The 26,346-nt window shown below is 65.0% G+C and carries 20 protein-coding genes and 1 tRNA gene; 9 read left to right on the top strand and 12 right to left on the bottom strand.

What is annotated here, in order from left to right; all coding sequences use genetic code 11:
* Window positions 1-7: 7 nt before the first annotated feature.
* The gene (locus N2603_RS02615) at window positions 8-1,189 is read right to left on the bottom strand and encodes an MFS transporter (RefSeq protein ID WP_260387585.1); all 1,182 of its coding nucleotides are present in this window, start codon (window positions 1,187-1,189) and stop codon (window positions 8-10) included.
* Between the two features lie 98 nt (window positions 1,190-1,287).
* On the opposite strand from N2603_RS02615, the gene N2603_RS02610 reads away from it, so the two are divergent.
* A complete protein-coding gene (locus tag N2603_RS02610; RefSeq protein WP_260387584.1) occupies window positions 1,288-2,241 on the top strand; it encodes a LysR family transcriptional regulator in 954 nt (317 codons plus the stop codon).
* Window positions 2,242-2,248: 7 nt separating this feature from the next.
* On the opposite strand, the gene N2603_RS02605 is transcribed toward N2603_RS02610, so the two are convergent.
* Window positions 2,249-2,338 (bottom strand) — tRNA-Ser (locus N2603_RS02605).
* Between the two features lie 196 nt (window positions 2,339-2,534).
* On the opposite strand from N2603_RS02605, the gene N2603_RS02600 reads away from it, so the two are divergent.
* Entirely contained in the window at window positions 2,535-2,876 is a 342-nt protein-coding gene (locus N2603_RS02600) for a hypothetical protein (RefSeq protein WP_260387583.1), read from the top strand.
* Window positions 2,877-2,920: 44 nt separating this feature from the next.
* On the opposite strand, the gene N2603_RS02595 is transcribed toward N2603_RS02600, so the two are convergent.
* The 3 genes from N2603_RS02595 to N2603_RS02585 all read right to left on the bottom strand — a co-directional run bounded on the left by N2603_RS02595 (window position 2,921) and on the right by N2603_RS02585 (window position 6,938).
* Window positions 2,921-4,384, bottom strand: coding sequence for a trehalose-6-phosphate synthase (locus N2603_RS02595; protein ID WP_026312501.1), 1,464 nt, complete (start codon window positions 4,382-4,384; stop codon window positions 2,921-2,923).
* 240 nt (window positions 4,385-4,624) lie between these two features.
* Entirely contained in the window at window positions 4,625-5,446 is an 822-nt protein-coding gene (gene otsB, locus N2603_RS02590; protein WP_018646258.1) for a trehalose-phosphatase, read from the bottom strand.
* A gap of 4 nt (window positions 5,447-5,450) precedes the next feature.
* A complete protein-coding gene (locus N2603_RS02585; protein ID WP_260387582.1) occupies window positions 5,451-6,938 on the bottom strand; it encodes an MFS transporter in 1,488 nt (495 codons plus the stop codon).
* 181 nt (window positions 6,939-7,119) lie between these two features.
* Between N2603_RS02585 and N2603_RS02580 the strand changes: the two genes are divergently transcribed.
* A complete protein-coding gene (locus N2603_RS02580; protein WP_260387581.1) occupies window positions 7,120-7,503 on the top strand; it encodes a DUF3175 domain-containing protein in 384 nt (127 codons plus the stop codon).
* A 334-nt stretch (window positions 7,504-7,837) separates the two neighbouring features.
* Here N2603_RS02580 and N2603_RS02575 read toward each other — a convergent pair whose 3' ends face one another.
* Entirely contained in the window at window positions 7,838-9,871 is a 2,034-nt protein-coding gene (locus N2603_RS02575) for a methyl-accepting chemotaxis protein (RefSeq protein WP_260387580.1), read from the bottom strand.
* Window positions 9,872-10,190: 319 nt separating this feature from the next.
* Window positions 10,191-12,230 carry a methyl-accepting chemotaxis protein gene (locus N2603_RS02570; RefSeq protein WP_260387579.1) on the bottom strand — a complete coding sequence of 680 codons (2,040 nt, stop codon included), beginning with the start codon at window positions 12,228-12,230 and terminating at the stop codon, window positions 10,191-10,193.
* A 227-nt stretch (window positions 12,231-12,457) separates the two neighbouring features.
* On the opposite strand from N2603_RS02570, the gene N2603_RS02565 reads away from it, so the two are divergent.
* Both N2603_RS02565 and N2603_RS02560 read left to right on the top strand, forming a co-directional pair.
* Window positions 12,458-13,624 (top strand): FIST N-terminal domain-containing protein, encoded by a 1,167-nt coding sequence (locus N2603_RS02565; RefSeq protein ID WP_260387578.1) that lies wholly within the window; start codon window positions 12,458-12,460, stop codon window positions 13,622-13,624.
* Between the two features lie 5 nt (window positions 13,625-13,629).
* Entirely contained in the window at window positions 13,630-14,985 is a 1,356-nt protein-coding gene (locus N2603_RS02560; protein WP_260424439.1) for a hybrid sensor histidine kinase/response regulator, read from the top strand.
* Window positions 14,986-15,128: 143 nt separating this feature from the next.
* Here the strand turns inward: N2603_RS02560 and N2603_RS02555 are convergent, their stop codons facing one another.
* The 5 genes from N2603_RS02555 to N2603_RS02535 all read right to left on the bottom strand — a co-directional run bounded on the left by N2603_RS02555 (window position 15,129) and on the right by N2603_RS02535 (window position 20,679).
* On the bottom strand, window positions 15,129-15,818 hold the full coding sequence (locus N2603_RS02555) for a response regulator (RefSeq protein ID WP_051123047.1): 690 nt from the start codon (window positions 15,816-15,818) through the stop codon (window positions 15,129-15,131).
* 115 nt (window positions 15,819-15,933) lie between these two features.
* On the bottom strand, window positions 15,934-16,623 hold the full coding sequence (locus N2603_RS02550) for a response regulator (protein WP_260424438.1): 690 nt from the start codon (window positions 16,621-16,623) through the stop codon (window positions 15,934-15,936).
* Window positions 16,624-16,776: 153 nt separating this feature from the next.
* A complete protein-coding gene (locus N2603_RS02545) occupies window positions 16,777-17,967 on the bottom strand; it encodes a c-type cytochrome (protein ID WP_260387577.1) in 1,191 nt (396 codons plus the stop codon).
* A gap of 139 nt (window positions 17,968-18,106) precedes the next feature.
* Window positions 18,107-19,822: a PQQ-dependent methanol/ethanol family dehydrogenase gene (locus N2603_RS02540; RefSeq protein ID WP_260387576.1), complete on the bottom strand. Its 1,716-nt coding sequence runs from the start codon at window positions 19,820-19,822 to the stop codon at window positions 18,107-18,109.
* Between the two features lie 407 nt (window positions 19,823-20,229).
* Complete coding sequence (locus N2603_RS02535) at window positions 20,230-20,679, bottom strand: SRPBCC family protein (RefSeq protein ID WP_211414326.1); 450 nt, start codon at window positions 20,677-20,679, stop codon at window positions 20,230-20,232.
* Between the two features lie 543 nt (window positions 20,680-21,222).
* Here N2603_RS02535 and N2603_RS02530 point away from each other — a divergent pair.
* The 4 genes from N2603_RS02530 to N2603_RS02515 all read left to right on the top strand — a co-directional run bounded on the left by N2603_RS02530 (window position 21,223) and on the right by N2603_RS02515 (window position 26,316).
* The gene (locus N2603_RS02530) at window positions 21,223-21,708 is read left to right on the top strand and encodes a (2Fe-2S)-binding protein (protein WP_209969521.1); all 486 of its coding nucleotides are present in this window, start codon (window positions 21,223-21,225) and stop codon (window positions 21,706-21,708) included.
* Between the two features lie 85 nt (window positions 21,709-21,793).
* A complete protein-coding gene (locus N2603_RS02525) occupies window positions 21,794-24,136 on the top strand; it encodes a xanthine dehydrogenase family protein molybdopterin-binding subunit (protein ID WP_260387575.1) in 2,343 nt (780 codons plus the stop codon).
* A gap of 15 nt (window positions 24,137-24,151) precedes the next feature.
* Window positions 24,152-24,952 (top strand): FAD binding domain-containing protein, encoded by an 801-nt coding sequence (locus N2603_RS02520; RefSeq protein ID WP_260387573.1) that lies wholly within the window; start codon window positions 24,152-24,154, stop codon window positions 24,950-24,952.
* Between the two features lie 257 nt (window positions 24,953-25,209).
* Entirely contained in the window at window positions 25,210-26,316 is a 1,107-nt protein-coding gene (locus tag N2603_RS02515; protein ID WP_260387572.1) for a CaiB/BaiF CoA transferase family protein, read from the top strand.
* Window positions 26,317-26,346 lie beyond the last annotated feature (30 nt).

Raw genomic sequence — 26,346 nt, 5'->3', positions numbered from 1 at the left:
CGCTCTCCTATTCCGCCGGGCACGCCGCGACCGCGGTCGTCGTGCGATCGAGCTGGAGGCTCCACAACGCCAGCACGAGACCGATCGCCGTGATGCCGGCTGCGACCAGCGGCAGCGCCGAGAGGCCGAACCCGCGATCGATGGCGACGCCGCCGGCCCAGGCTCCCAGTGCGTTGCCGAGATTGAACGCGGCGATGTTGAGGCTGGATGCGAGCGTGCGGCCGCTCGGGCCGGCGGCCTCCAATACGCGAAGCTGGAGCGGCGCGACGGTTGCGAAGGCGGCGATACCGAGGAGCAGGATCATCACGATCGCAGGGATCTTGACCGACAGCACCGCGGCAAGGCCGAGCAGCACGATGGCGAGCGCGGCGAGCGTGCCGATCAGGGCGCGCCCGAGGCCACGGTCGGCGAGCTTGCCGCCGGCGACGTTGCCGATCGCAAGGCCAACGCCGAACACCAGCAGGATCGGCGACACCACGGCTTCCGAAAAGCCGGTGAAGCGCGTCAGGATCGGCTGGATATAGGTGAAGACGACGAACAGGCCGGCGAAGCCGAACACGGTCATGGCAAGGCCGAGCAGCACCTGCGGACGGCCGAGCACCGCGACTTCCTCAGCAAGCGAGATCGGCTTGTCGCCCTTGCCGACATGACCAGGGACGAGCACCGCGACCACCGCGAACGCAACCACGCCGATCACGGTCACCGCCCAGAACGCCGCGCGCCAGCCGAGCATCAGGCCGAACCAGGCGCCGAAGGGCACGCCCAGCAGCGTTGCGACCGTCAGGCCGATGAACATGGTCGCGATGGCGGAAGCGCGCTTGTCCTCGGCCACGAGGCTGGTGGCCACCACCGAGCCGACGCCGAAGAACGTGCCGTGGGCGAGCGAAGTCAGCACCCGCGCCGCCATCAGCAATTCGTAGTTGGGGGCCAGCGCGCAGGCGGCATTGCCGAGCGTGAAGATCGCCATCAGCGCCAGCAGCACGGTTTTGCGCGGCAGCCGTCGTGTGGCCAAGGTCAGCACCGGCGCGCCGACGAACACGCCGAGCGCATAGCCCGAGATGAGCAGGCCCGCGACCGGCACGGAGACATGCATGTCGGCGGCGACCTGGAGCAAGAGGCCCATGATGATGAATTCGGTGGTGCCGATGCCGAAGGCACCGGCGGTGAGCGCGAGAACGGCGGGAGGCATGCGTGGCTCCAATGGATGAGACGAGCCACGCAGATAGCTGCACCGCGGCAAAACCATTAGAATGTCCGCAATCCAATCATTTATGACGTGAATTCAACATGGCCCGTTTCGACACCAACCGCTCCGCCGAGATGGAGGTCTTCGTCCGCGTCGTCGACCTCGGCGGCTTCACCCAGGCCGCGCGAAAACTGCGCCTGACGCCGTCGGGCGTGAGCAAGCTGATCTCGCGGCTGGAGGCGCGGCTCGGCTCTCGCCTGATCAACCGCACCACGCGCAAGCTGACGCTGACCGAGGAAGGCCAGGCCTTTTACCAGCGCTCGTTGCGCATCCTCAGCGAGATGGAGGAAGCCGAGCGCGAGGCGGCCTCTGGGGCCGCGCCGCGCGGCCGCCTCACGGTCAACAGCAACATCCCGTTCGGCATGCTGCACGTGATGCCGCTGATCCCGCGCTTCCTCGAACAGCATCCCGAAATCACGCTCGACCTCATGCTGACCGATACGCTGATCGACCTGATGCAGGAGCGTGCCGACGTCGCCATCCGCGTCGGGCCTCTGAAGACTTCGCGCCTGATCGCGCGCAAGCTCGGCACCAGCCGCATGGTGGTGGTCGGCGCCCCAAACTACCTGGCGCGCTTCGGCACACCGAAGACGCCCGAGGATCTCGCCGATCACCGCGGCATCGGCTGGACCTTTCCACGCATCCGCGGCGGCTGGCCATTCCGGCGCGGCGATCGCACCGAGGAAGCCGTGCCGCCGCCGATCGCGCGCGCCAGCGACGGCGAAGCCGCCCGGCGCCTCTGCCTCGGCGGCGTGGGACTAGCCCGCCTCGCCCTCTTCCATATCGGCCCCGACATCGAAGCCGGCCGCCTCGTCCCGGTTCTGCAGAGCTACAATCCCGGCGACCGCGAGGACATCCACGCCGTCTATGTCGGCCACACCGCGCCGCTCCCCGCGCGCGTGCGCGCCTTCATCGATTTCCTCGCGGAGCATGTGCGAGTGAGCGATCCCGCGCTGAAGCGGGTGGGAGATGGGAAGTGGAGGCTGGTGAGATGAGGCCCAGTGGCGGAGAGAGTGGGATTCGAACCCACGGTACGGTTTCCCGCACACACGCTTTCCAAGCGTGCGCCTTAAGCCACTCGGCCATCTCTCCGGAGCGCCCTCTCTTGAAGGGGCGCCGGTGATTTTGCAAGGGATCGCGGGAAAATCGGGTGAATTTTCCGTAAGATGTTGTATTTAAATAATAATATCTGACGTCGACGGCCCCTGCGGAACCGCCCGCTCGCTGAACCGGAGGCGGGTTTGGCGCGACGATTCACCTGAGGCCACCAAACACGACCGGGGACGCCATGACCATCCGCAAGACCATCGCCGCGCTGGGCCTGATTTCGGCCCTCGGCTCCGCCTTAGGCGTGCCGGCCCTGGCACAGGTCTGCACCCGGCAGGGCGTCGATGTCAGCTGCGACGACGGGCGGCGCGGGGTGCTGTCGGGCGATGCCATCCTCTGGCCGGACGGGACGCGCTCGAGCTCGACGCCGCATCAGAGCGTCATCATCGGCAACAAGAGCTCGGTGCATGTCGGGCCCGGCGTGTTCGTCGGCCAGGGTAAGGGCATGGTGCCGCTGGACGATCCCAACGCGCCGAACAAGCGGCAATGCGCGATCCTGGAGGGCGTGTCGTATTGTTATTGAGGTCGTCGTTTTTCACCTCTCCCCGTAAGGAGAGGGAGAAGAGGCTAAATCAACCGCACGCCTGATATCGCCGACTTCAGCCAGCGCAGCGCTTGCGGCGGCTGGGCGGCGAGCGGGGCGACGGCGGCCTTCTGCGTGCGGCACTTTTCCAGTTCAGTGACGAAATCGGTGGACCATTGCTGGATGGTGTGGCCGCGCAACTTCTTCATCATCGCGTCCCAGCGCATCTTGCGCTCGGTGAGCGGCATCGAGGCTGCGATCGCGATCGCGCGCGCCATGCCGTCGATGTCGTGCGGATTGACCTGCAGCGCGGCGTCGAGCTCGTTGGCGGCGCCGGCAAACTTCGACAGCACGAGCACGCCGGGATCGGCCGGGTTTTGCGCGGCGACATATTCCTTGGCAACCAAGTTCATGCCGTCATGCAGCGGCGTCACCACGCCGACCTGCGCGGTCCGGTAGAGCCCCGCGAGGACGGCTTGGCTAAAACCCTTGTTCAGATAGCGGATCGGCGTCCAGTCGACCTCGCCGTGACGGCCGTTGACGTCGGTGACGAGGCGCGCGACCTCGTTCTGGAGATTGCCATAGGCCTCGATCGCGCCGCGCGAGGGATTGGCGATCTGAAGCAGCGAGATGCTGCGCGAAAACTGCGGCTGCTCGGTCCAGAGCCGGTCGAACGCGCTGATGCGGTTGACGAGGCCCTTGGAATAGTCGAGCCGGTCGACGCCGATCGCGAGCCGCTCGCCATTGAGGCTGCGGCGCAGTCGCGACACGTCGGGATGCGATGCCGACTTGGCGGCATAGGCTGCGAATTTCTCCGCATCGATGCCGATGGGGAAGACTTCGCAGCGCGTGCGACCATGCTGCGAGACCACGACACCGTCTTCGATGGCGAGGCCAAGCTCGCCGCCGACGTAACCGAGAAAATTCTGCCGGTCCTCCTCGGTCTGGAAGCCGAGCAGATCATAGGCCAGCATCGCCGTGATCAGCTCGCGATGATTGGGCACGCCCTGCATCACCGCGACCACCGGCCAGGGCGTGTGCAGGAAGAAGCCGATCGGATCATCGACGCCGAGTTCGCGCAGCTCCGCGCCGAGCGCGAGGAAATGATAATCCTGCACCCAGAACGCGGTCCGGGCTTTGCGGAAGCGCATCAAGGCGCGAGCCATGAAGGCGTTAACCTCGCGATAGCTGACATAGTCCTCGCGTGAGACGCGGATCAGATCGCTGCGCGAATGCAGAGCCGGCCACAGCGCCGAATTGGCAAAACCTTCGTAATAGCCGCCGTAATGCGCCGCCGGCAGATCCAGCGTTGCGATCGCGCCCGTACCCAGCGCCTCGATCTCGGCAAACGGTTCCTTCTGATGACCGTCACGCACGCGGCCTGACGACCCCACCCAGATGGCCCCTGAATGCTCGACAACGGGAAGCAATGCCGCAGCGAGGCCACCCGTCATGGGTTCATTCGGCTTGCCGCGAGCGACGCGATTTGAAACGACGACTAAGTTCACAGGTCGTCCCCTCCTGTTCATTCCACCCCGTTTAACTGCCGTTCATCAATATGGTTCCTGTCATGATTTCTTCGGATTGAAACCAAAATCGGGCATGCGCGTTGGAGCAGGTTTCGCCTGCGGAACCTGGAAATTTCACTGCAAAGACAGCATTTGCGACCTTGTCGCGCAGCATGCATTGCGTAGCGCAATGGTGCCTTGCCGAGAGCATTGTGTCTGTGACGTGGCGCTGCCTTCGTTTCACCTTGGATCGAGCAGGCGCGCGAGGAACATGCGCACATCGGCGGGCGCATCGAAGTGACCATTCACGCCCATGGCACGGCGGCCGACCGAGAAGGCGAGCCCGTCCATGTCGGGCATGATCGCGAACACCGTCTCATCCGTGACGTCGTCGCCGATGAACAGCGGCCGGCGCCCCCTAAAAGGTTCATGTTTCATCAATTCGCGCACGCCACTCGCCTTGGTGAAGCCGGAATGCTTGATCTCGCAGACGAACTTGCCCGGCAGCACCTCGATGGGAGCGCTGGGCAGGTCGGCGCGGATCAGCGAGACGGATTCGTAGATCGCCTTTTCGGCATGCGGCGCGAGGCGGTAATGCAGTGCCAGCGAATAGCCCTTGTCCTCGAGCAGAATGCCGGGCGAAAGCTTGGCGATCGCGGCGAGCCGCCGCTTCAGCTCCTTGTCCAGCGGCGGCGCGTGCACGTCATCCGCTTCGTTGTCGACCGACAGCCGCATCTCAGCGCCGTGACCCGCGACGGCGCGGAAGACGTCGGGCGCGAAGATCAGGTCGATGTCGTTGAGCGAGCGGCCGCTGACCAGCGCCAGCGCTCCGGAGGTGCGCTCCGTCAGCCGGTTGAGTGTCTCCGACAGGCCGGGCGGCACCCACACCTCACGCGGCGTCGGCATCAGGTCGAGCAGCGTGCCGTCGATGTCGAGCAGGATCGCGGTCTCGTCGAGATGCGGGACGAGCGCATGCGGCACCGGCACCGCATCCGGCTTCTCGTTGTCGTTGCGCACAGCGCGTTCGTCGACCATCGACATGTCCGCAAGTTCCGATTTCATCAGTCTACTCCATAAAGGCGAGCGGCCGCGCGATTTGTTCGAGCGATTTTCGTTCCGCGGAGACGGCATAGCGCCACGCCACGATCGCGGCCGCGATCATCAGGAAGGCACCCAGCAGATAGCCGGCGAACACGCTGGTGCGTGATCCCGTATCGATCAGCGCGCCGAACAATGCCGGCCCGATCACGCCGCCGATGCCGGTGCCGATCGCATAGAACACCGCGATCGCCAGTGCGCGCACTTCCAGCGGGAAGGTCTCGCTGACGGTGAGATAGGCCGCGCTCGCGGCGGGCGAGGCAAAGAAGAAGATCACCATCCAGGCGATGGTCTGTCCTTGCGCACTGAGTGCGCCGATCGTGAACAGATAGCCCGAGAGCGCCAGCAGCAGGCCGGAGATGCCATAGGTGAACATGATCATGGTGCGCCGTCCGAGCGTATCGAACAGACGGCCGAGCAGCAGCGGGCCAAGGAAATTGCCAGCGGCAAAGGGCAGCAGGTACCAGCCGACATGGTCGGCGCTGATGCCGTAGAAATCGGTCAGCACCAGCGCGAAGGTGAAGAAGATGGCGTTGTAGAAGAACGCCTGCGCGCTCATCAGCACGAGGCCGACCAGCGCGCGCTGGCGATAGGTGGAAAACAGCGTGTGCACGACTTCGCGGATCGGCGTGTGATCGCGCATCTTCAGCCGGATTTTTGTGAAGCGTCCCTCGCCCGCATCCTGGTCATGTCCGATCACCGAGCGCTCGATGTCGTCGACGATGGCATGGGCCTGGTCAGGCCGCCCGTGGATCATCAGCCAGCGCGGGCTCTCCGGAATCCACATCCGCATCAAGAGCACGACGAGGCCGATGGCGGCGCCGATGAGATAGGCGAGCCGCCAGCCGAGATCGGGGCCCATCAGTGCAGGATCGAGCAGCACAATGGCCGCCACCGCGCCCATCGCAGCGCCGATCCAGAAGCTGCCGTTGATGACGAGATCGGTCCAGCCGCGATAGCGCGCCGGCACCAGCTCCTGGATGGTCGAGTTGATTGCGGTGTATTCGCCGCCGATGCCGGCGCCGGTGAGGAAGCGAAACAGCGCGTAGCTCGCGATGTCCCAGGACAGCGCGGTCGCCGCGGTCGCCGAAAGATAGAGCGCGAGCGTGATGAAGAACAGTTTTTTGCGGCCGATGCGGTCGGTGAGCCAGCCGAAGCCGAGCGCACCGAGCACGGCGCCGGCGAGATAGGCGGAGTTGGCGATGCCGAGATCGAGATTGGAGAACTGCAGCGTAGGACTCTGCTTCAGCGCGCCGGAGAGCGCGCCCGCAAGCGTGACCTCGAGACCATCCAGGATCCAGGTAATGCCAAGCGCCAGCACGACGCGGGTGTGAAAGCCGCTCCACGGCAGCGCGTCGAGGCGCGAGGGAATGCTGGTCTCGACGATGCGATCGGCCGCAACCGCCGCAGGGACGGCAGGTCCGTAGTTCAGCGCTGGGGTTTGCTGCAATTCCATCGGGTTGTTGGATCTGACCAAAGGATGCAGCCCCGGTTCACATGAGGTGGACGGGGCGATCCGATCATCGGGGTGCGGCACCTCGCCTGCCACATGCGACAACGTCTGCGGCGATGCCAGGTTCCCGCAGGAACAGTCTCACGGGCCGCCCGTTTGCGACGGAGCCGCAAGGAGTTGACGCATGGCTCATGCCAGAAAGACGACACATTCGCGAAAGAGCGGCGCGCACAAGACTGCACGCCGAAAGACCAGCGCGAGGCGTAGCACCGCGCGCAAGGGCACGAAGCGCGCGACGCCGAAGCGCTGGTCACAGCGCGTAACGAGGGAGAGCGACGCGCTCGATCTCAAGCAAGGCGTGTTCAAGCTGACCAGCGCGAAGAAGATCGCGGCGTCGCTGAAGCGCTCGGCGGAGCACAGCTCACGCCGCAAGACCGGCGCCTACCGCTCGGCGCTGTCGATGCTGACCTTCTACGTCAACCGCGCCGGCAAGACGCTGCCGAAGACCCAGCGCACACGACTGGAGCGCGCGAAGGTGGAGCTGAAGCGGGCGTTCGGGAGGGAATGAGGCTTCCGCTCTTTACTCCGCCGTCGTCCCGGCGAAGGCCGGGACCCATACTCACAAGATTGGGTTTGGCCAAGACTCGGAGTTACCGGCGTCGCATCCCACTACGCCCTGTGGCTATGGGTCCCGGCCTGCGCCGGGACGACAGCGGAGTGTGATGCGGTGCCAGCGAAACACTCAGACGTCGTCCTGGACAAGCGAGCGGAGCGAGCGCTAATCCAGGACCCATTACCACAGCACGTGGTTTGGCGAAGACTTGGAGTTACCAGCATCGCGTCCCACAGCGCCCTGTGGTTATGGGTCCCGGCCTTCGCCGGGACGACGAGAGAGGGAGCGCTTACGCCGCCCTGATATTCCCCATGAAGCGGTCGAGCTCGGCGCGCAGGCGGGTGCTTTCGGATGAGAGCGACTTGGCCGAGTTCAGCACTTCTTCCGAGGCCGAACCGGTCTCGGCGGCGCCGCGATTGACCTGGCCGATGTCGGTGGCCGCGGTCTGGGTGCCCTGCGCGACGGTCTGGACGCTGCGGGCGATCTCCTGCGTGGCCGCGCCCTGCTGCTCGACGGCGCTTGCGATCGAGGTCGAGATCGACGAGATCTGGCCGATGGTCGCGCCGATCTCCTTGATCGCGGCGACCGATTCGGCGGTGGCGCCCTGCATGCCCGCGATGTGCGAGGAGATCTCGTCGGTGGCCTTGGCCGTCTGGCTTGCCAGCGACTTCACCTCGCTCGCGACCACCGCAAAGCCGCGGCCGGCGTCACCGGCGCGCGCCGCCTCGATGGTGGCGTTCAGCGCCAGCAGATTGGTCTGCTCGGCGATCGCCGTGATCAGCTTGACGACTTCGCCGATCTGCTGGGCGGCATGCGAGAGCTTGCCGATACGGCCGTCGGTCTCCTTGGCCTGCACCACGGCGGCTTCGGCGATACGGCTGGAATCGCGGACCTGGCGGCCGATCTCCTCGACCGAGGCCGACAGCTCTTCCGTCGCGGTCGCCACCGACTGCATGTTGGAGGAAGCCTGCTCGGAGACGCCGGCGACCTGGCTCGACAGGCTCTGCGTCGTCTCGGCGGTGCGGGTCAGGGTCGAGGCCGCCGATTCCAGCTGCACGGCCGAGGACGAGACATTGGAGACGATGGCGCCGACCGCGCTCTCGAAATCGTCGGCAAAGCGGATCAGCTCGGCGCGTCTGCTGGCGGCCTGCTCCCTGTTCTGGACTTCGCTCGCGGCAGCATCGCGCTCGGCCTTGGCGACCGCCTGAACCTTGAACTCTTCGACCGCGCCGGCCATCTCGCCGATCTCGTCCTTGCGCCCCAAACCGGGCAGCACGACATCGAAATTGCCCGAGGCAAGCTCGCGCATCGCCTTGCACATCGCGATCATCGGCCGCGAGATGCCGTTGCCGAGCATCAGAGCCAGCGCCGCGCCGACAGCAAGGCCGCCCAGCGCTAGCATCAGCATCAGCCGCTCGGTCTCAATAATCGTCGTGTTGGCACTGGCCTCGATGCGCTGCTGGTCGGCAGTGAGGTCCGAACGCAGATCGGCCGAGAGCTTGAGGATGGACGCGGCGGTCTTGGTCATGTCGCCGTTCGACTTGACGATGACCTTCACGTTCTCGGTCAGCTTCGAGAACGAGGTACGGTACTGCTTCAGCAGATTGCCGATCTCGGTGACGCGGTCGGTGATCTTCTGGTCATTGGCGTAGATCGAGACCAGCAGGGTCTCCAGGAACTTGATGCGGGCGATGACGCCATCGGCGGTCTTCGGCTCGGGCTTGGCGACGAAGGCGCTGACCGAGGTGGAGACCGCGAGATATTGCGAGGTGACGTCCTTGGCCGTGGTCTGGACCGAGGCGAGGCCGGCGAGCGCGGCGGTATCGGCGAGGTCGTCGAACTTGAAACGGATCTTGTTGCCGACGCTGTTGAGCTCGTCGGCCGCGATCTTGTTGTTCTCGCGCGTCAGGGTGATGATCTCACCGAACACCTTGGTGAAGCGCTGGAACTCGGCCTCGAGCTTGCCGACCTGCTCGCGGCGCGCAGCGCCGGTCGTGGCCGCCATGGACTTGGCGATTGCGCCCCTCAGATTCTCTTCCGCCGCCTTGGCCGCGGTCTCATCATCATTCGCGCCGGTCAACGTGTAGGCCCGCGCCAGCCCCTGATAGGAGATCAGCTCGCGGTCGACGGTCCGGGCGAGATCCGCTTCCGACACGCTGGTGCGGTAGGAGGCCACGGCAGCCTGGATCCGCTCGAAGCCGAAATAGGCGAAAGCCATGCTGACGGCGAGGATGGCCAGCACCGCCACGAAGCCGAGGATGATTTTTGCGCGAAAACGCAAGGTGAGCAGCTTCGATGTCTTCGGTTTCGACTTGACGGGCATTCCCCCACCCCATTCCATTCGCGGAAAACCAGGCGCAGCCCGGGAGCAGCCCGCTCCCCGACTCGTATGCACGGTAGTCGGCAAAGGATAAGCCACGGTAAATTTATGGCGTCGCAACTAGCGGTTAGGTGTCGCGGGGAGTGTTAAGGCGCGCTTTCTCGCGCCGCTAAAATTGATCTCCGCTGTCGTCCCGGCGAAGGCCGGGACCCATACCCACTAGATCAGGTTTGGCGAAGACTCGGAGTTACCAGCATCGCGTCCCACAACGCCCTGTGGTTATGGGTCCCGGCCTTCGCCGGGACGACGAGAGAGGGAGCGCTTACGCCGCCCGGATATTCCCCATGAAGCGGTCGAGCTCGGCGCGGAGGCGGGTGCTTTCGGATGAGAGAGTCTTGGCCGAGTTCAGCACCTCTTCCGAGGCCGAACCGGTCTCGGCGGCGCCGCGGTTGACCTGGCCGATGTCGGTGGCCGCGGTCTGGGTGCCTTGCGCGACGGTCTGGACGCTGCGCGCGATCTCCTGGGTTGCCGCGCCCTGCTGCTCGACGGCGCTCGCGATCGAGGTCGAGATCGACGAGATCTGGCCGATGGTGGCGCCGATCTCCTTGATCGCGGCGACCGATTCGGCGGTGGCGCCCTGCATGCCCGCGATGTGCGAGGAGATCTCGTCGGTGGCCTTGGCGGTCTGGCTTGCCAGCGACTTCACCTCGCTCGCGACCACCGCAAAGCCGCGGCCGGCGTCACCGGCGCGCGCCGCCTCGATGGTGGCGTTCAGCGCCAGCAGATTGGTCTGCTCGGCGATCGCCGTGATCAGCTTGACGACTTCGCCGATCTGCTGGGCGGCATGCGAGAGCTTGCCGATACGGCCGTCGGTCTCCTTGGCCTGCACCACGGCGGCTTCGGCGATACGGCTGGAATCGCGGACCTGGCGGCCGATCTCCTCGACCGAGGCCGACAGCTCTTCCGTCGCGGTCGCCACCGACTGCATGTTGGAGGAAGCCTGCTCGGAGACGCCGGCGACCTGGCTCGACAGGCTCTGCGTCGTCTCGGCGGTGCGGGTCAGGGTCGAGGCCGCCGATTCCAGCTGCACGGCCGAGGACGAGACATTGGAGACGATGGCGCCGACCGCGCTCTCGAAATCGTCGGCAAAGCGGATGAGCTCGGCGCGTCTGCTGGCGGCCTGCTCCCTGTTCTGGACTTCGCTCGCGGCAGCATCGCGCTCGGCCTTGGCGACCGCCTGAACCTTGAACTCTTCGACCGCGCCGGCCATCTCGCCGATCTCGTCCTTGCGCCCCAAACCGGGAAGCACGACATCGAAATTGCCCGAGGCGAGCTCGCGCATCGCCTTGCACTTCGCGATCATCGGACGCGAGATGCCGGTGCCGAGCAGGAAGGCGAGGAAGGCGCCCAGCAGCGTGCCGCCGACGGCCAGCATCAGCACCAGCTGCTCTGTCTGCCCGATGGTCGCTTCCGACTCCGACTCCAGCCGCTGCTGCTCGGCGACCAGGTCCGCCTTCATGGCGGTCGCGCCTTGCAGGATCGCACCGGCCGAGCCGCTCATCTCGGTCACGAGATCGTCGACCATCTTGGCGTTGGCGATCAGCTTCTCCAGCGATTCGCGATAGGCGACGAGGATGGTCTTGGCGTCCTTCAGGCCGGCGACGATCTTGTCGTCCATGGAATAGACCGCGCCGAGCGAGTTCTCGACGAATTTCAGCCGCGCGAGCGCGCTGGTGGCAATCGTCTGGTCGGACGTCAGCACAAAGTTGGTCGCCGCAGCACTCGCGGTCTGGAACTGGGCGTTGACCTGCTTGGTGCCGAACTCGATCGCCTGCGCCTCGGAATCGGAGGCGTTGTTGCCGATATCGTCGAGCTTGTACTTCAGCAGGTTGGCGTTCCGGGTCAGCTGGTTCTGCACCAGCAGCGCGCTGTCACGCTTGGCCTGGAGCACCTTCGCGAAGGTCGCGGAGAAATTGGTAAACTCCTTGGCGAGCTTGTTAAGGCTCTCCTGCCGCGCCGGCTTCTTGGCGCCCTTGATGGCCTGGTCGATGGCGCTCTTCAGGCTTGCCTCGGCGTCCAACGCTGCCTTGGCATCGTCTTCCTTGCCGGTGACGACGAAATATCTGACGGCCGAACGGTAGGCGAGCAGCTCGCGGTCGATGTTGCGGGCGAGGTCAGCCTCCGTGACGCTCGTGCGGTAGGATCCGACCCCGGACGACACCCGCTCGAAGCCGAAATAGGCAAAAGCCATGCTGCCGGCGGAGATCACCAGCACAGCGGCAAAGCCGAGGATGATCTTTGCGCGGAACCTGAGGGTCGGAAAAATTGCACGCTTCGACGGCGACGCGGTACGCCCGGACATTCCCAACCCCCAGCTTATGTTCTTGCAACGATTTTGCGGCTCGGAAGCAGCCCTTTCCGAACCGTGCGGAAAATTAAGGCAGAATCGTCAAGGGGTGGTAAATCCGTCCGGTCTGCATCCTTGCTGGGACCGGGCGCCGTGTTGCGGCTCACCGGAAAACGCCTTACTCTCGAATCTTATCAGGCACTTGGCGTTAGACCGAGCTGGTCCTCGAGGGGAGAAACGGAGTGGGGCAAACCGATTTTCGGTTTGGCGGTGCATCTGGCGTTGCCGTGGCCAAGTCGAAGGCTGCGAGCGTCGACGAAGCCGTGGCCGAGCTGGCGGCCCAGCTCCCCTCCGACGGGCTGGCGCTGATCCTGGTGTTCCTCTCCCCCAGCTACGACCCCCATCACTTCATCGCCGAGATCACCCGGCACTTCGATGAGACCCAGGTGTGCGGTTGCACCACCGCGGGCGAGCTTGCTCCTGATGGCTGGGACGAGAACAGCGTCGTGGCGCTGGCATTCAGCCGCGCCGATTTCTCCGCCGCGGTGCGGCCCATTTTCAATCTCGACAGTTTCCGCGTCGAGGACGGCCGCAGGATCGGCGGCGAGCTCCGGCACGAGCTGTTGCGGGCCACTCCGCAGGTCGACCGTGGCAGTCCCTTCGGCCTCGTCCTGATCGACGGCCTGTGCCGCCGCGAAGAAGCGGTGATGTCCGCGATCTATGCATCGCTCGACGACATTCCGGTCGTCGGCGGGTCCGCAGGCGACGGGATGCGCTTCGAGAAGACCTTTGTGTTCTTCGACGGCAAGGCACACACCAATGCCGCCCTCCTGATCCTGTTGAACACCTCGCTGCCGTTCCGGGTCTTCAAGTGCGACAATTTCGAGCCGACCCCACAGAAGATGGTGGTCACCGAAGCCGACATCGAGAACCGGACGGTCAGGGAGCTGAACGCCGAGCCTGCGGCCCTGGAATATTCGCGCATGGTCGGGATCATGGACGCCAAGCTCGATCCGTTCTCCTTTGCGTCCCATCCCGTGCTGGTGCGCGTCGGCGGCTCCTATTACGCGCGCTCGATCCAGCGCGTCGAACCGGACGGCTCGCTACATTTCTTCTGCGCCATCGACGAGGGCATGGTGCTGACGGCGGCGACGTCGCGAAGCCTGGTCGGCGCGACCTGCGAGACCTTTGCCGACATCCGCGACCAGATCGGAGACGTCTCGCTCTATATCGGTTTCGAGTGCCTGCTCCGCCGGCTCGATGCCGAGCAGCATCAGCTCACCCGCGACATGTCCGAATTGTACCGGCAGAACCGGGTCGTCGGCTTTCATACCTATGGCGAGCAGTTCGGCTCCATGCATGTGAACCAGACCTTCACGGGCGTCGCGATCGGAAGGCGTCCGTCGTGACGGACATGTGGCAGGGCCCTGATGCGGTCGACCAGTTGCGGCGCGAAGCCGCCAAGCTGAGGAAGATCAACGCCGCCCTGATGTCGCGCGTCGAGCGCTCGATGGACCAGCAGCTCAACGCCTTTTCATTGTTCGAAACCGCCATTGCGCTCGACCACAAGGTTCGCGACCGGACGCACCAGTTGCGCGAGGCGCTGCATTCGGTCGAGCGCGCCAATGAAGGGCTCTACCGCGCCAAGCAGCAGGCGGAGGCGGCAAGCTCGCTGAAATCCTCGGTGCTGATCTCGGTCACCCATGACCTGTTGCAGCCGCTCAACGCGGCGCGCCTGACCCTGTCCGCGCTGACCGAGATGATGGAATCGCAGGAGGCGGGCCTGCTCATCGACCAGGCCGACCGCTCGCTGCTGATGCTGGAGGACCTGCTGCGGTCGCTGCTGGAGATCGCCAAGCTCGATGCCGGTGCGCTCAAGCCCGACGTGCGCGCGATTGCGCTGGCGCCCCTGTTCGAGCAGCTCCGCAACGAGTTCGAGCCGATCGCCGCGCGGCAAGGCCTGTCCTTGCGCATCCGCAGCTCACAGCTGGCGGTGATGTCGGATGCGATGATGCTGCGGCGGATCCTGCAGAACCTGCTTGCCAATGCCATCCGCTATACCCGCAGCGGCGGCGTCGTCATGGGATGCCGGCCGCGGGGCGACCAGATCTGCGTCCAGGTCTCCGACACCGGGCCTGGAATTGCGCAGGCGCAGCAGGAGGCGATCTTCCGCGAATTCCAGCGCGGCGAGGCCATTGCGACCGACCAGGCCGGCTTCGGGCTCGGCCTCTCCATCGTCCGCCGCTTCGCGACCGTGCTCGGGCACGAGGTGCGACTGTCGTCGCAGCTCGGCAGGGGATCGACCTTCACCCTGGAGCTTGAGCCGGCCGATCTCACTGAAGTCGGCGACGAGGTGCATGAGGTCAAGCTCGCCGAGCGGCACTACAGTTATAGCGGGCTCGAAGGCGCCAAGATCCTGCTGATCGAGAACGATCCGAACGGCTCGGAGGCGATGGCCGCGCTGCTGGAGGGATGGGGCTGCGACGTCGCGACCACGCGATCGGGCGCGGACGCGCTGGAGCGCCTCAGCGAGCTCGGCGGCGCGCCCGATGCCGTGATTGCCGACCTTCATCTCGATCACGGCGAGAGCGGCCTGTCGGCCATCGCCGCCGTCCGGGAGCAGTTGAAGCTCGACACGCCGGCCATGATCATCACGGCCGACTATTCCGAAAAGGCGGCGAAGGAAGCGAGCCTGCATGGCCTCGAAGTGCTGAAGAAGCCGATCAAGCCGGCCGAGATGCGGGCGCTGCTGTCGTTCCTGCTGAGCTAGCGCGCGGCTGCTCACATAAATATCGCAAAACAACCCCATGCATAGTAGAGGTAACACCTTACGCTGGGCCAGGGCTTTGATTTATCTATGAATCATCTGCCGGATGTGGCGCGCCCGGCGCGACAAGAAGAGACCAAATCGCGTCATTGCGGCTCTGGCCGGCCGCGCTCGCGCCTGGTGCCCTCGGCTGCCAGCGTCGCGAAATCGATCCGGGACATTTCGACGATGGCCTTGGTGCGGCTCAGCACGTTGAGCTTGCGCAGGATGTCGGAGACGTGGACCTTCACAGTGGTCTCGGAAATCTTCAGCTCATAGGCGATCTGCTTGTTCTGCAGGCCGCGCTTGAGCATTTCGAGCACGCGCAATTGCTGCGGCGTCAGATCGTGCAGGCGTTTCAACAGATCCTGCGCGGGGCCGGCCGCACGTTGCGGGCGCACGAGCGCGCGATAGGCCGCGGGGACACAGACCGCGCCGCGCAGCACCTCGCCGATCGACTGCGCCAGCTCCTGCTTGGACGATGATTTGAGGATGTAGCCGGACACGCCGAGCGACAAGGCGCCGGACATGATCTGCGGATCCTGATGCCCGGATACGATGACGACGGGGATCCTGGGAAATGCCTTGCGGATGCGAATGATGCCCGAAAGACCTGTGGTGCCCGGCATCGACAGATCGAGCAGGATAAGGTCGAGTTCGGTCATCGCCGCGACCTGCTCGAGCGCACCGTCGATCGACGTCGCCTGAAGGATCTCGGCCGCGGGCGCCACCATCTGAAGCGCGCCCTCGAGGGCTTCGCGGAACAGCGGATGATCTTCGACAATCAGAAATCGCATCACGCGTGAGCCATGCCCTGATTATTGCCGGAGTGGACGTAGAAACGAGAATGTCTCAGTCCGGTCAGACCGGGTTGATCCAGGTCAAACACGAGATCAAGCACGACATCGCGCATCATTGCGACCGCCCGCGGTCGGCCCGCGCATAGGGCCGGGCCTTGGGATCGGGCAAGTCCATCTTGCCGATCTCGATGATCGCCTTGTTGCGGCTGAACAGGCCGAGCTTGCGCAGGATCTCGGTGATGTGCGCCTTCACCGTGGATTCGGCGAGCTGAAGCTCCTGGGCGATCTGCCGGTTCGGATAGCCGCGCCGGAGCAGATCGAGCACGCGAAGCTGCTGCGGCGTGAGCTCGCGCAGCTTGACCTCGAGCGCCTTGCTGGATTCGGCCCGCCGCCGCGGCGTCACCACGAAATCCTTCGGCACCGACACCGATCCCTTCAGCACGCCCTCGATCGATTGCGCCAGCTCGCGCTTCGACATCGATTTCGGCAGATAGCCGGCGGCCCCCAGCTCTAGCGCCTCGCGGACGACGCGCTGGTCCTCGTCGCTCGACACGATGGCGACCGGCAGGCGCGGATAGGCCTCGCGCAAGCGCAGAAAGCCGGAGAAGCCGGTCGCATCCGGCAGCAAGAGGTCGAGCAGCGCGAGGTCGATGCCCTCGCCCTGCTCGGCCGTCAGGATATGAAGAGCATCCTCGATCGACATCGCCTCGAAGATCCGCGCCTCCGGCAAGGCCAGACGCACCGCATTGCCGAGCGCCTCGCGGAACAGCGGATGATCGTCGATGATCAGGAAGCTGGTCATGGCGCCTTCACAGGACTGCACCGCCGAATAGTGCACCGCACGGGCATCCGCCGCCGGAGCGGAAGAGGCCAAGCCATGCGGCACCCGTCCGGCACCGGAATGATGCCGGACGGACGCTAGCACATCCTCCCGATCGGGTTCGGTCAAGACCGTTCAGTCGTTCGATTCGGACTGGACCGTCAGCAGGAAGGAATAGATGCTGTCGAACTGGTCGTCGGTGTACACCTCCTTCCAGGCCGGCATGCCCTTGGTCGGCCGTCCCTCATGCACGGTCGTCCAGAACTTCTCGCGCATCTCGTCGCCGTAGCGATGACGCAGCAGCCGCAGATCGATCTTCCGCTCGCTCTGGATGGCATCGGGACCGTGGCAGTGCGCACAGGTTCCGTTGAAGATCTCCTTGCCCGCGCCGACGGCCTCAGGACCCGGCGCTGCCGCATCGCCCTTGGTCTCGGTCGCTACCACATTGGCGACCTGCGCCACGGCGGCTCCGGTTCCCGTCCCCATCGTCGTTCCCGCCGGCGCCGCACCGAAGCGAACCGGCGCGCCGGTCGGCAGGCCGTATTTCACCGCGAGTGCGCCGATCGTGCTCTGAAGCTGCGGCAACACGGCATCGACGCGATCGCGCAGCTCAGTCGAGGTCTTCGCAAAGCCGATGGCGGCATCCCATGACAGGCCTTCGCCCTCGGTGAGCTCGATCTGATAGCGGCCGTTATAGGTGGTCTTGTTCAGCCAGCCGGCGACCGGCCCCCAGATGAAGGCGACGTCGGCCCTGCCCTGGTCGAGCGCCTGCATGCCTTCCTCGGGCGACAGCACCGTCACCTTCTGGATGTCGTCGCGGCTCGCGAGCAGGTTTTGCGGCGTGCTGGCGAACTGCACGGCAACACGCTTGCCCTTGAGGCCGTCGATGCCGCCGGGTGCCTGGCCCTTCGCAGATTCCTTGGCGGCGACGAGCGCATAGCCTTCCTTCGCGAAGGTGCTGGAGAAGATCACGGCCGGTCCCATGAAATCCTCGGACCGCGGCAGCCCGATCATGGCGTCGCATTGCTTGCCGAGCAGCGTGACGCGCACGGTGCGCTTGCCGAAATAGGATTTGTACCAGTCATAGGCGATCGGCCGGCCGAGCGCCTGCGCCAGGGCCTGCCCGATCTCGACGTAGAAGCCCGGCTGCGACGGACTATCGCTCGAGAACGGCAGATTGGTCGGATCGGCGCAGAGACGGAGCGGCTGCGCTTCGTCGGCGTGCAGCGGCGAGGCCGGAACGATCAGCGCCGCGGCGGCACATGCGAACAAGGCTGAGATGGAGCGGCCTCGGCTCGCACCGATGGCAGAATGATTGGCACGCATCCTCGTCTCCCATAACGTTGTTGGGCCGGAGTTCGTTGAGCTAGGCGCGGCGGCATCAGGCATCGGCCGATGCCGCAGCTAAAGTCTGGAAAAAGCGCGCGCGTATCCCGTCACCTCGAGAGGATACGCGCGCGAGTGGTCACTGGACGGAGAACACGAAGAGCGAACCGCCCTCGGGAGCTGCGGCCGTCATCTTCTTTCCTACCTCGCCCAGGAACGCAGGCAGCGCAGCCGTGCGGCCGACGACGATGGCGACATATTGCTTGCCGTCGACCTGATAGGTCACCGGACCTGCGCCGATGCCGGAGCCGAGATTCTTGCTCCACAGCACCTTGCCGGACTTCGCATCGATGGCGCGGAAATCGCCATGGATGTTGCCGGCAAACACGAGACCGCCGCCGGTGGTCAGCGTGCCGCCGTTGAACGGCAGGTCTTCCTTGATCGACCAGACCTTCTTCTGCGCGACGGGATCCCAGGCCACGAGTTCGCCGAGGAAGCCGCCGGGACCTTCCTTGGTCGGGAATTCGGCGCCGAGATAGAACACGCCGCGCTTGTAGGCGACGTCAGAGACCGACCAGTCCATGCAGACATTGTTGGACGGGATGTAGACGAGGCCGGTCTGCGGGTTGAACGACATCGGCTGCCAGTTCTTGCCGCCGATCAGGTTCGGGCAGATGTCCTTGGCGGGATGGTTCGGCCCGGGACGCTTGTCGGGATCCTCGACCGCCCGCATCGTCGCGACGTCCCACTTCTTGGCCCAGTTGGAGAACACGTATTTCTCCGCCGACAACACCTTGCCGGTCTCACGGTTGGCGACGAAGAAGTAGCCGTTGCGATCCGCCTTCATCAGCGCCGGAACGGTGCTGCCGCCGATCTTCAGATCCGCGAGCACGGCTTCGTTGACGCCGTCATAGTCCCAGGCATCGGCCGGCGTGGTCTGGATGTGCCACTTGATCTTGCCGGTGTTGGGATCGAACGCCACCGTCGAGGCGGTGTAGAGGTTGGTCAGCTTGCCGAAATTGCCATCGCCAGTCGAGCGCACCGCCGTGTTCCACGGGCCCGGATTGCTGGTGCCCCAATAGACCGTGTCGCTCTTCGGATCATAGGAGCCGACCAGCCAGGCCGCGCCGCCGCCGTGCTGGGCGGAGTCGCCCTTCCAGGTGTCGCCACCGGGCTCGTCCGGCGACGGAACGGTGAAGGTCTGCCACACCTGCTTGCCGGTGTTGATATCGAAGGCCTGCAGCGAGCCGCGCACGCCGTATTCGCCGCCGCCAAAACCGGTGATGACCTTGTCGCGCACGACGAGCGGCGGCGAGGTGATGACCGAACCCTGCTTGTAATCGACCACCTTCGTCGTCCACAGCGCCTTGCCGGTCGCGGCATCCAGCGCCGTCAGCTTGCCGTCGAGGCGGCCGACGAAGATCTTGCCGTCGGCATAGGTGACGCCGCGATTGTTCACGTCGCAGCAGGCGTATTGCAGCACGTCCTCGGGAATGTCGGGCTCCCAGGTCCATTTGCGCGCGCCGGTGGCCGCATCGAGCGCGTAGACGTATTTCGGCCCCCACGAGCTCGAAACGTAGAGCGTGTTGCCGATGACGATCGGCGAGGATTCGTTCGAACGCAGCGACGCCAGCGAGAACGAATAGGCGAGCGTGAGCTTGCCGGCGTTCTCGGTGTTGATCTGCTTGAGCGGGCTGAAGCGCGTGTTGCCGTAGTCGTGGCCCGCGACGGCCCACTGGTTCGAATCGGACTGCGCCTTGAGCACGGTCTCGTTGGCGCGAGTGCCGGATGTAGCGGCGGCGAGCATCGCAATCATGGAGATGCCGGCCAAGAAGCCCTTCGTTCCAAAGGTCATGTATTCCCTCCGCGATGTTGTTGTGAACGCCTCGTTGGGCGCCTGAGCGCGCTGCGCTCGTGATGCGCAGTTCGTCTGCGAGCCATCGTTCGAAATTACAGCATCGCGTTTGCGCGCTTAGTATAGGCGGAAGGTAGTAGTGCAGATCGTCGGCGGCTTTCGCTGCTCATCTCGTTGCCCCGACTTGCGTCTTGCCCGTATTTTTCAGCTCGAAATGCGCCGTCGGATTACGGCAACATCGCGCCGCAATCCGATTTGTCCGGCCCACTCAGCGCAGTAGGGTGGGCAAAGCGAAGCGTGCCCACCTCTTCTCTCGCACTCGTGGATTAGTAAGTGGTGGGCACGGCGCAAGAGCGCCTTTGCCCACCCTACAAGTTCGCGTCGGGGCGCCGAGGACGACGTGCTGATCACGATGATGGCGCTACCACCGCCGCAAAGCTTTCGAAGAAGTTCGCGGCGAGTTTTCGCGACGTTGAGTCGATCAGCCGCGAGCCGAGCTGTGCGAGCTTGCCGCCGATCTGCGCGTCAGCCTCGTAGTGCAGGATGGTGACGTCAGGCGATTCTTCTTCCAGCCTGACCTTCGCGCCGCCCTTGGCAAAGCCGGCGACGCCGCCGGCGCCCTCACCGACGATGCGGTAGCCATTGGGCGCATCGATGTCGGTCAGCGTCACCTTGCCGCTGAACGTCGCCTTGACGGGGCCGACCTTCAGCACCACGGTCGCCGTCATCTCGGTCGGCGATGCCATCTCGAGCGATTGGCAGCCGGGAATGCAGCGCCTCAGAATATCGGGATCGTTGAGCGCAGCCCACACCGTGGCCTTCGACGCCGGGATCCGCTGACTGTCGTTCATCTGCATCGCTTCCACCCTTTTGGCCGTTGCTTGTTCGCTTCGACTAGGGGGACGCCCGGCTGCGATCAATCGCCAGGAAGTACTAGGAGGTCGCGACCGACGCGGCTCGCCGGCGGGCCTCTTGCGGGCACGGCTTCGCTGCATCGCAGCGAACAAAATCAATGACTTAACTCGCTTCCTCCTACTACCAAGATCGCGATTACAAGGGCGTGAGCGCGTGCTCCTATTCGCGACAAGGAACAAGGCATCAAAGGGAGAAACGACGCGCGAGGAGCGCGACGTCCAAGGCCAGCGCTCAAGGCCAGCGCTTCGCGCGATAGTGGTTGAGCGCAGGCCGCTGCTGACGACGTGGACACCGTTTTCGCTGGGCTCATTGCAAGGTTGCGCCATGCGCTGGTGGCGACACGAAATGTCGCGACCGAATCGTACATCTGCGGCGACCGCCACGATGACCTTTCCATGACGCGCGGTCAGCAAAATCCCAGTTGCAAAGTTCCGTTCGCGCTGTCTCTAATTAGAATAACTACAAACATTCGGGAGGAGTACGCCGTGTCTACAGTCAAACTGACGGTCAACGGCAAGGCCGTTGCCGTCGACGTCGAGGACCGCACGCTGCTGGTCCACGTTCTGCGCGATCACCTCAACCTCACCGGAACCCATGTCGGCTGCGACACCAGCCAGTGCGGCGCCTGTGTCGTGCACATGGACGGTCGCGCGGTGAAGTCCTGCACCATGCTTGCGGGCCAGGCCGACGGTGCCAACGTCACCACGATCGAGGGCATCGCCAAAGGCGACGAGCTGCACCCGATGCAGGCCGCCTTCCGCGACAATCACGGCCTGCAGTGCGGCTATTGCACCCCCGGCATGATCATGTCGGCGATCGACATCGTGCAGCGCCATGGCGGCCAGCTCGACGAGGCCACCGTTCGTCAGGAGCTCGAGGGCAACATCTGCCGCTGCACCGGTTATCACAACATCGTCAAAGCCGTGCTGGATGCGGCCGGGCGCATGAAGGTCTCGCAGGCGGCCGAGTAAGGCCGCCCGCTTCGAACAAGGAACCACCGCTGCAGCTTTCGAGGGAAAGCGCAGTCGAAACAATTTCCGGTCGGGAGGACCAGACATGGGTGTTGAAGGCATCGGCGCGCGCGTCGTGCGCAAGGAAGACAAGCGTTTCATCACCGGCAAGGGCCGGTACGTGGACGACATCAAATTGCTGGGCATGACCCATGCCCATTTCATCCGCAGCCCGCATGCACATGCCAAGGTGAAGGGGATCGACTCCTCCGCGGCACTGAAGATGCCGGGCGTGGTCGCGGTGCTCACGGGCCAGCAGCTCGTCGACGACAAGGTCGGCAACCTGATCTGCGGCTGGGCCATCACCTCCAAGGACGGCAGCCCGATGAAGATGGGCGCCTGGCCGGCGATGGCGCCGGAGACGGTGCGCTTCGTCGGTCAGGCCGTCGCGGTCGTGATCGCCGACAGCAAGAACCTGGCGCGTGACGCGGCGGAAGCCGTCGTCGTCGATTATGAGGAACTTCCGGCGGTCGCCGACATGCACGCCGCCATCAAGGCCGGCGCGCCGCAGCTTCACCCCGAGGCTCCCGGCAACCAGGTCTATGACTGGGTGATCGGCGACGAGGGCGCGGTGAGCGCCGCCTTCTCCAAGGCCGCCAATGTCGTGAAGCTCGACGTCACCAACAACCGCCTCGCCCCCAACGCGATGGAGCCGCGCGCGGCGATCGCCGACTACGACGCGGCGGAAGAGCATTTCACGCTCTACACGACCTCGCAGAACCCGCACGTCGCCCGCCTCGTGCTGTCGGCGTTCTACAACATCGCCCCCGAGCACAAGCTGCGCGTGATCGCGCCCGACGTCGGCGGCGGCTTCGGCTCGAAGATCTTCATCTACCCGGAAGAGATGGTGGCGCTGTGGGCTTCCAAGAAGGTCGGCCGTCCCGTGAAATGGACCGGCGACCGCACCGAGGCCTTCCTCACCGACGCACATGGCCGCGACCATGTCACCCATGCCGAGATGGCGTTCGACGCCAACAACAAGATCGTCGGGTTGAAGGTGAAGACCTACGCCAATTTCGGCGCCTACATGTCGCTGTTCTCGTCGTCGGTGCCGACCTATCTCTACGCGACGCTGCTGTCGGGCCAGTACAACATCCCGGCGATCCATGCCGAGGTGATCGGGGTCTACACCAACACCACGCCGGTCGACGCCTATCGCGGCGCGGGCCGGCCCGAGGCGAGCTATCTCATTGAACGTCTGATGGAGACGGCGGCGCGGCAGCTGAAGGTCGATCCGGCCGCACTGCGCCGGGCCAACTTCATCACCCAGTTCCCGCACCAGACGCCCGTGATCATGGCCTATGACACCGGCGACTTTAACGCCTCGCTCGATGCCGCGATGAAGGCGATCGACTATGCCGGCTTCGCCGCGCGCAAGGCGCAGGCAAAGTCGCAAGGCAAGCTGCGCGGCATCGGCGTGTCCTGCTACATCGAGGCCTGCGGCATCGCCCCGTCGAAGGCGGTCGGCAGCCTGGGCGCCGGTGTCGGCCTGTGGGAATCGGCCGAGGTGCGCGTCAATCCGGTCGGCACCATCGAGATCCTCACCGGCTCGCACAGCCACGGTCAGGGGCATGAGACAACGTTCTGCCAGCTCGTTGCCGATCGCCTGGGTGTTCCGATCAGCCAGGTCTCGATCGTCCATGGCGACACCGACAAGGTGCAGTTCGGCATGGGCACCTACGGCTCGCGCTCGGCGGCCGTCGGTCTCACCGCGATCCTGAAGGCGATGGAGAAGATGGAGTCCAAGGCCAGGAAGATCGCCGCGCATGCGCTGGAGGCGTCGGAAGCCGACATCGTCATCGAGAACGGCGAGTTCAAGGTAACAGGCACCGACAAGGCGATCGCCTTCCCGATGGTCGCACTCGCGGCCTACACCGCGCACAATCTGCCTGACGGGATGGAGCCGGGCCTGAAGGAGAGCGCCTTCTACGATCCCTCCAACTTCACCTTCCCGGCCGGCACCTATATCTGCGAGCTCGAGGTCGATGCCGGCACCGGCAAGACCTCCTTCGTCAACTTCGTCGCGGCGGACGATTTCGGCCGGCTGATCAACCCGATGATCGTCGAGGGTCAGGTCCATGGCGGCCTGGTTCAAGGCATCGGGCAGGCGCTGCTCGAGCACGCGATCTACGACGCCAATGGCCAACCGGTCACGGCTTCGTTCATGGACTACGCCATGCCGCGCGCCGACGATGTGCCCTCGTTCAACCTCTCCCACACCACGACGCTGTGCCCGGGCAATCCGCTGGGCATCAAGGGTTGCGGTGAGGCCGGCGCGATCGGGGCGTCAGCGGCCGTGATCAACGCGATCACGGACGCGATCGGCAAGAACAATCTGGAAATGCCCGCAACCCCTGATCGGGTGTGGCGCACGATCCACGCGGCTTGAGAGGGAGGAACGAACATGTACCAGACCACATATCATCGCGCCTCCTCCGTGGAGGAGGCTGCCAGTCTGTTCGGCAAGAGCAGCGAGGCCAAATTCCTTGCCGGCGGGCAGACATTGCTGCCGGTGATGAAGCAGCGCCTCGCGGCCCCCACAGATGTCATCGACCTTGGCAAGATCAAGGACATGATCGGCGTCGAGGCCTCCGGCGACACGCTGACGATCAAGGCCGCCACACCGCATTACGATGTGGCGACCAGCGATGCCGCGAAGAAGGCGATTCCAGCGCTCGCCTATCTGGCGTCGCTGATCGGCGATCCCGCCGTGCGTTATCGCGGCACGATCGGCGGCTCGATCGCCAACAACGATCCCGCCGCGGATTATCCGGCCGCGTTGCTCGCGCTCGACGCCACCGTGAAGACCAACAAGCGGTCGATCGCGGCCGGCGATTTCTTCAAGGGCCTGTTCACCACCGCGCTCGAAGACGGCGAGATCATCACCGCCGTGTCGTTCCCGGTTCCGGCGAAGGCAGGCTACGCCAAGATGCGGCATCCCGCCTCGCGCTTCGCGCTCACCGCGGTGTTCGTCGCACAGACGAAGTCCGGCGAGATCCGGGTCGCCGCGACCGGAGCGTCGCAGAGCGGCGTGATGCGGGTCGGCGCCATCGAAGCCGCGCTGAAGGCGAACTGGTCGCCGTCGGCGCTCGACAGCGTCAACATTCCCGCGAGCGGATTGCTGGCCGATATCCACGGCACGGCGGAGTACCGCGCCAACCTCGTCAAGGTGATGGCGCAACGCGCCGTGGCTGCCGCGGGCTGAGCATGATCCGGAAAAGTGTGAAGCGGTTTTCCGGTAAGATCATGCTCGAATAGAGCGCGCCAGCGCCTCGACGCAAATTTTCCGCGGCGCGCACTTCGGTGCGCGCCGTTTTTATTTTGCCCATGCGGCATGAAAACCGCTTGCCTCGCTGGCGGGAAGGCGAGAAAAGTTAATCAGCCGATTAACTCGCCCCCAAGAGCAACGTGAGGCGTTTGCCGGATCACCGGCACCTGCCCGCGACCCGAGGAAACAATAACGTGCTCGATAAATCAGCCCCCACCTCGTCCGTCCGCACCTCCGGCCCGCTCTCGGGCTTCCGCATCGTCGAATTCGCCGGCATCGGGCCCGGCCCGTTCGCCTGCATGATGCTGGCGGACATGGGCGCCGACGTCGTCACGCTCGACCGCATCGGTGCGAAGAAGAGCATGAAGTCGGTGGCGGGCCGCGGCCGCAAGGTGATCGAGCTCGATCTCAAGGACAAGACGGCGATCGCAGAGGTGCTCGAGCTGCTCGCCAGCGCCGATGCGCTGGTCGAAGGCTTTCGTCCCGGCGTGATGGAGCGGCTCGGCCTCGGCCCTGAAATCGTGCTCGCGCGCAACCCAAGGCTCGTCTACGGCCGCATGACCGGTTGGGGCCAGGAAGGCCCACTCGCGAACGCCGCCGGCCACGACATCAACTACATCTCCATCACCGGCGCGCTCGCTGCGATCGGCACGAAGGAAGCCCCGGTGCCGCCGCTCAACCTCGTTGGTGATTTCGGCGGCGGCGCGCTCTATCTCGTCGTCGGCGTGCTCGCGGCACTGCTGGAAGCGCAAAAGTCCGGCAAGGGCCAGGTGGTCGATGCCGCGATGTGCGACGGCGCGGCCTCGCTGATGTCGTTCTTCTTCGACATGACCACGCTCGGCCGCTGGACCGAGGGCCGCAACCGGAATTTCCTCGACGGCGGCGCGCATTTCTACGGCGTCTATGAATGCGCCTGCGGGCACTTCGTGTCGATCGGCTCGATCGAGCCGCAATTCTACGCGCTGCTGCGCGAGCACGCGGGCCTCTCCGACGCCGATTTTGACGCGCAGATGAATCCCAAGGCCTGGCCGGCGCTGAAGGAGAAGCTGAAGGCGGTGTTCAAGAGCAAGACGCGCGAGGACTGGTGCAAGATCATGGAAGGCACCGACATCTGCTTCGCGCCTGTGCTGACCATGTCGGAAGCGACGAAGCATCCGCACATGGTCGCCCGCGAGGTCTTCCTCGAGCGCCACGGCGTGAAGCAGCCGGCACCGGCGCCGCGATTCTCGCGCACGCCGTCCGCGGTGCGCGAGCCGGAGGCGGCGGAGATCGCGGCGGTGACTGCTGCTTGGAAAAGGTAGAGACCCCAAATTCCGTCGTCGTCCCGGCCT

The organism is Bradyrhizobium huanghuaihaiense (assembly GCF_025200885.1).
GTDB classification, from domain to species: Bacteria; Pseudomonadota; Alphaproteobacteria; order Rhizobiales; family Xanthobacteraceae; genus Bradyrhizobium; species Bradyrhizobium huanghuaihaiense.
Note: the sequence above shows the minus strand (reverse complement) of the source record. Positions and strands in the feature narration are given on the sequence as shown.